General features: G+C 37.0%; 9 protein-coding genes. 1 reads left to right on the top strand and 8 read right to left on the bottom strand.

Annotated elements, in window-relative coordinates:
* Nucleotides 1-373: 373 nt before the first annotated feature.
* From LW137_RS03310 to LW137_RS03295, 4 genes are read right to left on the bottom strand one after another with little or no spacing between them, the layout of a single operon-like run.
* Entirely contained in the window at nucleotides 374-868 is a 495-nt protein-coding gene (locus LW137_RS03310; protein ID WP_428845613.1) for a phosphatidylglycerophosphatase A family protein, read from the bottom strand.
* Entirely contained in the window at nucleotides 834-2,003 is a 1,170-nt protein-coding gene (locus tag LW137_RS03305) for a sulfate adenylyltransferase (protein ID WP_233033138.1), read from the bottom strand. The genes LW137_RS03310 and LW137_RS03305 overlap by 35 nt, the downstream gene beginning before the upstream one ends.
* Nucleotides 1,972-2,874 carry a response regulator gene (locus LW137_RS03300; RefSeq protein ID WP_233033136.1) on the bottom strand — a complete coding sequence of 301 codons (903 nt, stop codon included), beginning with the start codon at nucleotides 2,872-2,874 and terminating at the stop codon, nucleotides 1,972-1,974. The genes LW137_RS03305 and LW137_RS03300 overlap by 32 nt, the downstream gene beginning before the upstream one ends.
* Nucleotides 2,871-4,022: a bifunctional 2-C-methyl-D-erythritol 4-phosphate cytidylyltransferase/2-C-methyl-D-erythritol 2,4-cyclodiphosphate synthase gene (locus tag LW137_RS03295; RefSeq protein ID WP_233033135.1), complete on the bottom strand. Its 1,152-nt coding sequence runs from the start codon at nucleotides 4,020-4,022 to the stop codon at nucleotides 2,871-2,873. The genes LW137_RS03300 and LW137_RS03295 overlap by 4 nt, the downstream gene beginning before the upstream one ends.
* A gap of 106 nt (nucleotides 4,023-4,128) precedes the next feature.
* Here LW137_RS03295 and LW137_RS03285 point away from each other — a divergent pair, with 106 nt between their 5' ends.
* Complete coding sequence (locus LW137_RS03285; protein WP_249206121.1) at nucleotides 4,129-5,229, top strand: Mrp/NBP35 family ATP-binding protein; 1,101 nt, start codon at nucleotides 4,129-4,131, stop codon at nucleotides 5,227-5,229.
* Nucleotides 5,230-5,246: 17 nt separating this feature from the next.
* On the opposite strand, the gene LW137_RS03280 is transcribed toward LW137_RS03285, so the two are convergent.
* From LW137_RS03280 to LW137_RS03265, 4 genes are read right to left on the bottom strand one after another with little or no spacing between them, the layout of a single operon-like run.
* Entirely contained in the window at nucleotides 5,247-6,278 is a 1,032-nt protein-coding gene (locus LW137_RS03280) for a glycosyltransferase (protein ID WP_233033134.1), read from the bottom strand.
* 9 nt (nucleotides 6,279-6,287) lie between these two features.
* Nucleotides 6,288-7,349, bottom strand: coding sequence for an LptF/LptG family permease (locus tag LW137_RS03275; protein WP_233033133.1), 1,062 nt, complete (start codon nucleotides 7,347-7,349; stop codon nucleotides 6,288-6,290).
* The gene (gene pth / locus LW137_RS03270) at nucleotides 7,346-7,897 is read right to left on the bottom strand and encodes an aminoacyl-tRNA hydrolase (protein WP_233033132.1); all 552 of its coding nucleotides are present in this window, start codon (nucleotides 7,895-7,897) and stop codon (nucleotides 7,346-7,348) included. Before pth ends, LW137_RS03275 begins: the two co-directional genes overlap by 4 nt.
* Nucleotides 7,897-8,433, bottom strand: coding sequence for a 50S ribosomal protein L25/general stress protein Ctc (locus LW137_RS03265; protein WP_233033131.1), 537 nt, complete (start codon nucleotides 8,431-8,433; stop codon nucleotides 7,897-7,899). Before LW137_RS03265 ends, pth begins: the two co-directional genes overlap by 1 nt.
* Nucleotides 8,434-8,506 lie beyond the last annotated feature (73 nt).

Here is an 8,506-nt window from a genome sequence, read left to right as displayed (position 1 = left end):
GTGCAGTTAGGAAAATAAAGACAATCCACTAAGAAACAACCCACTAAGTAGAAGCAATGCCTGCTTCTACTTAAAATCAAGAAGATTTCTTTCCCAATCAAAAACTGCATTAGGTTTAAGAATAAAAGAACAAAAAGCAAAAGAACAAAAGATTGGGATTAAAAGCAAAAAGCAAAAAGCAAAAAGCAAAAAGCAAAAAGCAAAGATACAAAACTAAAGAGCATAAGACTCAAAAGATCAGCAAAATAGGGAATGAAATAAAAGTGGGGAATTTAAAACACACATAAGAAAAACAAATGGAGCGGGGGGGGGGGTAAAAAAAAGGGTGGAGAAATACACCCAAAATTAAAACCACAAAAACATTAAAGCAAAACTACTTTTGAGAGATGATGTCAATGATCCTCAAAACCGCTCCACTTGCAAGACCCGCTAGGATCCCAGCTAGCACATCATCTCCAACAACGCCCCACCCTCCTTTGACCTTTTGATCAAAATAACCTACCAAAGAAGGCTTCCAAATATCAAAGATTCTAAAAAAAACAAAAGCGATCAAAACATTTATCCAAGAAAAAGGGACAAAAGAAAGCGCAAACCAAAGCCCAACAAGCTCATCAATTACAATCCTTTTATCATCATGTGGGCCATCATTTGCTTCATAAAGATCAATTTGCCTAATCGCAATCAGACCAATTAAAACTGCACACAAAAAAAGAGTATTGTTAGAAAGATACAAAATTGGTATTCCCATTATCAAAGCAACAACACTTCCTACTGTTCCAGAAGCTTTGGGAGATTCTCCACTTCCAAAGAGAGTCAGAAAACACCATCTCAATTTATTTGACATGATAAAGCCCCGAAAGCGATTCATAAAAATTTTCCTCTTTATCTTCTACAATCCCCTCATGGCTTACAAGATCAGAATAGAGTTTATTGAGCTTCTTTGCACGACCAGGGAAAAGATGAGTAAGAATCATCGAAGAAATTTCTTTCCTCATAAACACCTCAGGAGGCATCAAACCAAACTTAAGCATCTCAAAAAAATTCTTAGAATCATAAGAAATATGATGATGTTTCCCATGTGGGCAGATTTTTGTACTTTTGATCGTATTGCAAATCTTACAATACACATATTCACTCAAAAGATGAATATCAATATCCACACCTTGGATTTGATCCATCACCGTGCAAGTGCGATCTCCTTCAACAAAAGTGCTTAGATCAGAGCTCCCAAGACTTGCAATAAAATCTGTACATCCATAGTTTTTGCAAATCAAAGCATTGAGGATCATGCGATTTTGTCCAGCAAGTAGATAAGTATAATCTAGAGGTGCGATAATAATCTTTTGAGAAGGCAAAAAATGCTTAACAACATATTCCAGACTCTGCAAACGCAATGAAAAAGGCAAAAACCAATTATTATGATGAGGAACAAAGATCACCAAAAGATCATGCTTTAAAAGTGCCTCTTGCAAAATTTTCTCATGCACCTTATGAATTGGATTGGCATTCAACATCACACCACAAATTTTTTTTGCTCGAAGGTCTTGGATCTTTTGTGTGATTTTTGTTTTATTTTGAGCAATATTTCTATTTCCTTCAACAATAAAATTTCCACTTATTGCATACTTCCCAAAACGCTGACGGATTCTCAAATATTCAGGATGTCCCAAATCTCCACCTAAAATCTTCTTCACACGCTCATCTTGATCGACTTCAAACACATTTTCTACCCAAAAATTTCCTACTTTTTTATCTGCATAATATAAATCGATCTCATCTCCGTGCTTGGATTGCAAAATCACTTCTTGATTCTTCTTTCCATTGGGAGAAAAAAGCAAGGGCGAAGGGAATGAAACACCCTTATAGAGTCCACTTTTCATCACTTCTCTTCCGCTCTCTAAGTCCATTAGTGAAACAACCGGAGCAAGAATACCCTCTTGAAGCATCTCCAAAACTGCTAATGCTTCCTTATCAATGTAAATCTGTTTCTTTTCTTTTTTCAAGACCATACCTTTTTCTTTTTTCCCATAGATTCTTACGACTGATTCCCATTTTTTTAGCAAGCTCTACATCAGAATAGTGGTTTTCAAATTTTTGAATAATACATTTTTCATATTCCTTGATCGATAGGATATCTCCTTCAAAATCTCCAGCACTAGATCGACACACTAGATTGACAACTTGAGGGAAATCCACCTCATCAGAAGCGATGATTGAAGCGATGATATTTTTATCAGTCATTGCATTCAAAAATTCCTTTAACTCTCCTTTTTTAAGAGATTCTAGGTGTGTTACATAAAGCACAATATCTCTTTGCGCCATCTGCAAAACTTCACGCCAATCATAAAGTCTCAAAGTCGTAAATCGCAGTGTAAATCTTTTTTCTTTAGCCATTTTGATTGTATAAACATCAGCAATCTTTTGAGTATTGCAACAAATCACAAAAGGAGGATAAAACTGCACAGAAGAAGACAACTGTGTCTCACTCTCCAAAAAGGAAAAATACTCTTCATAAAAGATAATTTGTTGCTTCATCCTTTGGCAATCCAATTGATGCTCAATCTTTCTCAAAAGTTCATCAAGCATAAAAGGCTTCATAATATAGTCCTTAGCCCCAGCCCGAATGGGCTTTGTCACAGTATCCTCACTCACATAAGCAATCATCATAATAATGATCGCTTGAGGATTTTGTCGGATAAACATCTCACAAAGCGATCCCCCTGCATTGCTTGAGAGTAAAACAACCTCGCTTTTGGGTTTTTGCATCGCCTCATGAATTGTTGAAACAATCTGACATGGATATCCCAATGATTCTAATTTCGTGGCAATGCTCTGTGCAAGATAGATCTCATTTTCAATAATTAAAACATTCATAATTCACTCCATTGCCTAAATTGTAAGCTCGCCTGACTTAGCACACAGATTCCCTCTTCACGCCCCACAAACCCAAGTCGCTCAGCTGTCGTTGCTTTAATATTGATCTGATGTCTCCCAATCCCCAGCAACTCTGCAAGCTTCTCTTGCATCTGAATCTTATAGGGAGAAATTTTAGGAGCTTGAGCCAAAATCGTTAAATCTAGATGAACAATCTCATATCCCACATCTTGAAGAAATGCATTGATCTTTTGAAGCATCAGCTTAGAATCTGCATTGTGATATTTCTCATCTGTATCAGGAAACCATTCTCCAATATCCCCTGCTCCAATCGCTCCAAGCAGTGCATCAATCACAGCATGAATGCCTACATCTCCATCACTATGCGCCTTAAATCCCACGGGGCTTTCAATCTCTACTCCACACAAGACCATCTTTTTCCCTTCTTCAAACCCATGGATATCTATCCCACCCCCACAAAAAATCTGCTGACTTGGAGGGCTCAAAATACTCTTTGCAAAAAATAAATCATCAGGAGTTGTTAGCTTATGGAGCAAAGGGCTACCCTCAATATAAGCGACCTTCTCTCCAAAAGCACTCATTGCACTACTTTCATCGCTAAATTCTCCACTCATCAAAGCCAATTTCAAAGTCTCGACTTTAGAAATCTGAGGGGTTTGTATCATATACAAGCCCTCTCGCTTAGGATAGCTTCCATCGATACAGCATAGAGTATCTGCCACCTTTATTCTTGGAGCTACACAAGAAACCTCTTGATGATAAGCCTGATCCAACAAAGCCTCTATCACTTTTCCAACAGGATAAAAGCGCGCAACATCATGAATCAAAACATATGGCGTCTTTACTTTTTCTAAGGCTTTTAGGATAGATTGTGTGCGCGTCTCTCCACCCTCTACAATATGGGGAAAATATTTTTGTGCATAAGTCATTTCATCACCTGAAGCAGTCACCCAAATTTTTTCAAAGCCAAAACTTGAAAACACATCGACCAAATGCTTCCATAATGGGACAGATTTTATTCGCAACCATTGTTTTTTGGGAAAACCATTTTGAGAAAAACGAGTAGAATTACCTGCACTTAAGAGAATCAGAGTTGTTTCTTTTTTAAATTGTGCTATATAGTCCATCTTGTTATCCGAGTAAAAATTATCTATGGATTTTACAAAAAAAGATCAACCAATGCGATTGGATACACTAGCCTAGATTTAATTTATTTTATTTTAAGGAGAAAAAATGCAAAAAGAAAAAATCTTAGAAGCTCTCAAGACAGTCAAATATCCCAATTTTGATAAGGATATTGTGAGCTTTAATTTTGTCAAAAGCATCTTGCTTGAAGGTAATAGTCCAACAATTTTGATTGAAATCCCTTCAAGTTCTTCTGAGGTTTCACAACAAATTCATCAAGAAGCCCTTAAAGTATTGGAGCAAATTGGTTGCCAAAATATTCAAATCCAAATCAAAACTCCACAAATCCAAGAACAAAAACCTAGCAAAAAAAATATTGCTCCTCAGATTAAACACTTCGTCATGATTAGCTCGGGAAAGGGAGGAGTAGGAAAATCTACAACAAGCGTCAATCTCGCTATCGCGCTTGCTCAAAGTGGGAAAAAAGTCGGATTGCTTGATGCAGACATCTATGGTCCCAACATCCCAAGAATGCTAGGGCTCAACCTCAACAAGCCTCAAGTAGATGAAAATCTCAAAAAACTCCACCCTCTCAAAGCTTATGGAATCGAAATGATGAGCATGGGCGTGCTTTATGAGGAAGGACAGAGTCTTATTTGGAGAGGGCCAATGATTATGCGAGCCATTGAACAACTTTTGACAGATGTCTTATGGAGTGATTTGGATATTTTGGTGATTGATATGCCTCCTGGGACTGGAGATGCCCAACTCACACTTGCCCAAAGCGTTCCAGTCAGCGCAGGAATCACCGTCAGCACCCCTCAAAGTGTTAGTCTTGATGATAGTGCAAGAAGCCTAGATATGTTTAGAAAACTTCACATCCCTGTTGCTGGAATCATTGAAAATATGAGCGGATTTATTTGCCCAAATTGTGGAGAAGAATATGATATTTTTGGAAAAGGCACAACACAGACTCTTGCAGATGAGTTTGAAACAAAAGTGCTAGCCCAAATTCCCCTTGAACCCAAAGTAAGAGAGGGTGGAGATCAAGGCAAACCCATCACTTTCTTCGATCCTCAAAGCAAAAGCGCCAAAGAATATCTTCAAAGCGCACATAAATTACTTTTGTTCTTAGAAGAAATTGCTCAAAAAGGTGGAGTGGATAATACAGCAATTCAGCCCACCAAAGATCACTCTCACTTGCACTAAAAAAAAGGGGGGGGGGACTAAAATAGCTTTCTTTTGATCAGTCTAGCTAGCTTCAAAGGAAGCGTTGCCTTAGGTAGAGGGATCTCCCTCAAGGAGGTATCAATCTCACCTTCCCATCTTTTCAATTTCTGCAAAAATGTTTGTGGAACATATTGAGTTTTGAGCTTTTCGATTAGACTTTTTTCTGGATAGCGTGCATCTTTGGGTAAGTTCCATCCCTCCCACATTGCATTCCAAACATGGCACACATAGCTCTCTTTGAGCCTTTCTTCATCTATTTCTTGAATAAATTCTTTCGCATAAAACCAATCAATCTCACAAAAACAACTCGGTGGACAAACATAAGCAGAATATTCAGGATTTTTCAAAATCAAATGATGCAAAAATGATGGACCAATGATCCCCCAAGACACCCTATTGCTCCCATTCTTTTTGCCAAATAAAAAAGTTTGAATAAAGAGAGGCAAGGATTCAATAAAACAGTTAGCTAACACACCACGCAATGTAAATGGAGAGAATCGTGGAAGAATGATTTGCCACTTTGAATGAGCCTGAATCATCTTTTGTGCTTCTTTGAGAATCTGTGCAAAAAAATCAGATTTTGGAGGAGCTTTTAGCATACAAGTTGTCGCTCCCCATCCCCCACCCTCATTTCTTTGAGATGCAAAAGCAAAGGGAGCTTGAAGATCAAGAGGTTTTAGACAAATCGTATCCATATCTACCCACCATCCTCCCTTCTCATAAAGAAGCTTAAAGCGAAAATAATCACTAAAAGCAGCGATCCCCACACTGCCGCGATCGTCGAAGAAGATCTTATCTTCATCTACAATTTCTCTTGCATCTTTTAAACAAAATAAATGCGCATTGGGACAATCAGTAATCACCTTTTGCAAAAAGAGCATCGAAGCATCATCTAAAGAATAAGTATAGAGGTGAAATGTATGATGATTGGCTATATAAGAAGCCACGCAGGCAATCTCAATAACGCTGATGAAATTTTTATCCTTATTCTTGCTATACCAAAAACTCTGCACGATTTGATTTCCCACGATCCCTCCTTATCGATTTAGTCTAATCAAAGCATAGCCCGCAATCATACTCATCAACCCCATTGGAATCAAAATCCCAAATTCTGGGTAGATAATACCTCCTATGCTTAGTTTTGAAACAGAAAAGAAAATTCCCCATAATATAAGCGCCATAATCACAAAACCAAAACTCATCAAAGGAATATTGGCATAACGTGCAAGAGGAGGAATAAAATCAGCAATAATAATCAAAGTCAGTGGCACAAAAAATGGAATCACAATAAAGCTATATAAAATTGCTCTAACCTTTTCAAAATCAAGTTTTTGCGAAATCAGAATCTTGGCAGAAACAATGGCATCGACAATAGAAACAGTGGGTTTATCTTTTGAAAAAGTATCCAAAACCTTTGGGCGAAAATTTTTTAGAATTTTAAGTTTTTCTATTTGAGTGATTTGGAGCACTTCTTGGTTTTTTTTAAACTCTTCTCCAATCTCTACTTTATTAGCATGATCCAAAATCCAATATTCTCCATCAAAAAAAGCAGTCTTTGCATCAATCAAGGACACTAATCTTTCTCCATCCAATTCAAACACCTTCACAGATTCGGCACGATTGAGAAGAGGATAAACCTTTTGAAAATAAATATAGTTTTCATTATATTTGACAAATATATTTTCTTGGGCATTCTGCAAAGCATTCTTATCCATAATCGCTTCAGCTTTTTCTTGCGCATAAACAAAAGGCGTCGCATTAAGACCAATATATCCTATCGTCAAAACCAAACTGATCCATAAAATGGGTGCAATCACTAGGCGTTTTGAATATCCTAAAGCAAGCATTGCAGAAAATTGAGCTGATTTTAAAAAAGTAATATAAAAAATAATCCCGCCCAAAACAAGTGACAAAGGAAGAGTGTAGTTCAGCGCATACATCGCATCATAAACAAAAAATAAAATCACTAAGTTTGCAGAATCTGGAAAACTATCTGCATACTTCATCGAATCTGCTCCGACGAAAAAAAACTCCAAAGCGATTAAAATCATCAATACATATTTGCAATAATTTTTTCCTATAAAAAAGAATGCTCTCACTCTTTACCCTTAAGTGTATAGATGGCTTGCATTTGATGCAAATCGCCTTTTTGAACAAAAAAAGAAATTGCCTTAATGCAATGCTCAATAAGCTCTGAAGGATCTTCTTGAAAATCAGACAAAACATAATGGGCCACATCCTCCTTTTTGGGTGGTCGTCCGATTCCAAATCTAGCACGCACATATTCATTGCCACAGGATGCATCGATTGATTTTAGCCCATTGTGCCCACCATGCCCTCCCCCCCTTTTAAAGCGCAATGCACCAAAAGCTATTTCCAATTCATCATGAATCACCAAAAGATCACTTGGTTTATAATAATCCCTCACCAGATGCACAGCATTCCCTGATGCATTCATATAAGTCAAAGGTTTGCACAAAATACAATGAGAAGATACAGCAAGCAATGATTTAAGATTTTTTGATTCTTTAAAATTTATTCCAAGCTCAGAAGCTAGAGCATCTAAAACCATAAATCCAATATTGTGGCGATTTTTAAGATATTGCGGATCAGGATTCCCTAACCCGACAATGAGAAGTTTTTGCATTATTTTGCTTTGATAACCCCTGCAACAGCAACAGAATCTTTTTCAATAATTTTTACCCCATCATGTTGAGGAAGATCTCTTACCAAAATCGCATCTCCCACATCAAGATCTGTCACATCTAAGTCATAGCGGTGAGGAAGATTCTCAGGAGCAGATTGGACTGCGATTCTTTTTTTAGAAATCATTAAAACACCCTTATTTTTCAATCCTTTGGCATTTCCATGAGTTTTGACTGGAATCTTATACTTTGATACAACACCCTTTTGTGCCATCATCAAATCCACATGCAAGATATCATTGGTTACTGGATCTTTTTGATATTCTTGAATTACCACATCAAGCTCTTTTCCAGCAACTTTAACAGGGAAAATAAGAGTTGTCTTTGATTTCACTGCACGAATAAAATCATTTCTTTTAAACGCACAATGAATATTTTCTTGCCCCTTTCCATAGATATTGGCAATTAGATAACCATCATTCTTCAATGCTTTTGCATTAGACTTTGAAATACTCTCTCTAATTTGTCCTTCTAACATTTATCAATCCTTTTTAGTTTAGATTTACAAAAAGTGATAATTATACGCAAAAATCGATAATAGGAAAATATAA

Source organism: Helicobacter kayseriensis (assembly GCF_021300655.1).
GTDB classification, from domain to species: Bacteria; Campylobacterota; Campylobacteria; order Campylobacterales; family Helicobacteraceae; genus Helicobacter_G; species Helicobacter_G kayseriensis.
Note: the sequence above shows the minus strand (reverse complement) of the source record. Positions and strands in the feature narration are given on the sequence as shown.

Coding starts and splice junctions, on each gene's coding strand:
- LW137_RS03310 (WP_428845613.1), bottom strand. CDS start 868: ATGAATCGCTTTCGGGGCTTTATCATGTCAAATAAATTGAGATGGTGT.
- LW137_RS03300 (WP_233033136.1), bottom strand. CDS start 2,874: ATGAATGTTTTAATTATTGAAAATGAGATCTATCTTGCACAGAGCATT.
- LW137_RS03295 (WP_233033135.1), bottom strand. CDS start 4,022: ATGGACTATATAGCACAATTTAAAAAAGAAACAACTCTGATTCTCTTA.
- LW137_RS03285 (WP_249206121.1), top strand. CDS start 4,129: ATGCAAAAAGAAAAAATCTTAGAAGCTCTCAAGACAGTCAAATATCCC.
- pth (WP_233033132.1), bottom strand. CDS start 7,897: ATGCAAAAACTTCTCATTGTCGGGTTAGGGAATCCTGATCCGCAATAT.
- LW137_RS03265 (WP_233033131.1), bottom strand. CDS start 8,433: ATGTTAGAAGGACAAATTAGAGAGAGTATTTCAAAGTCTAATGCAAAA.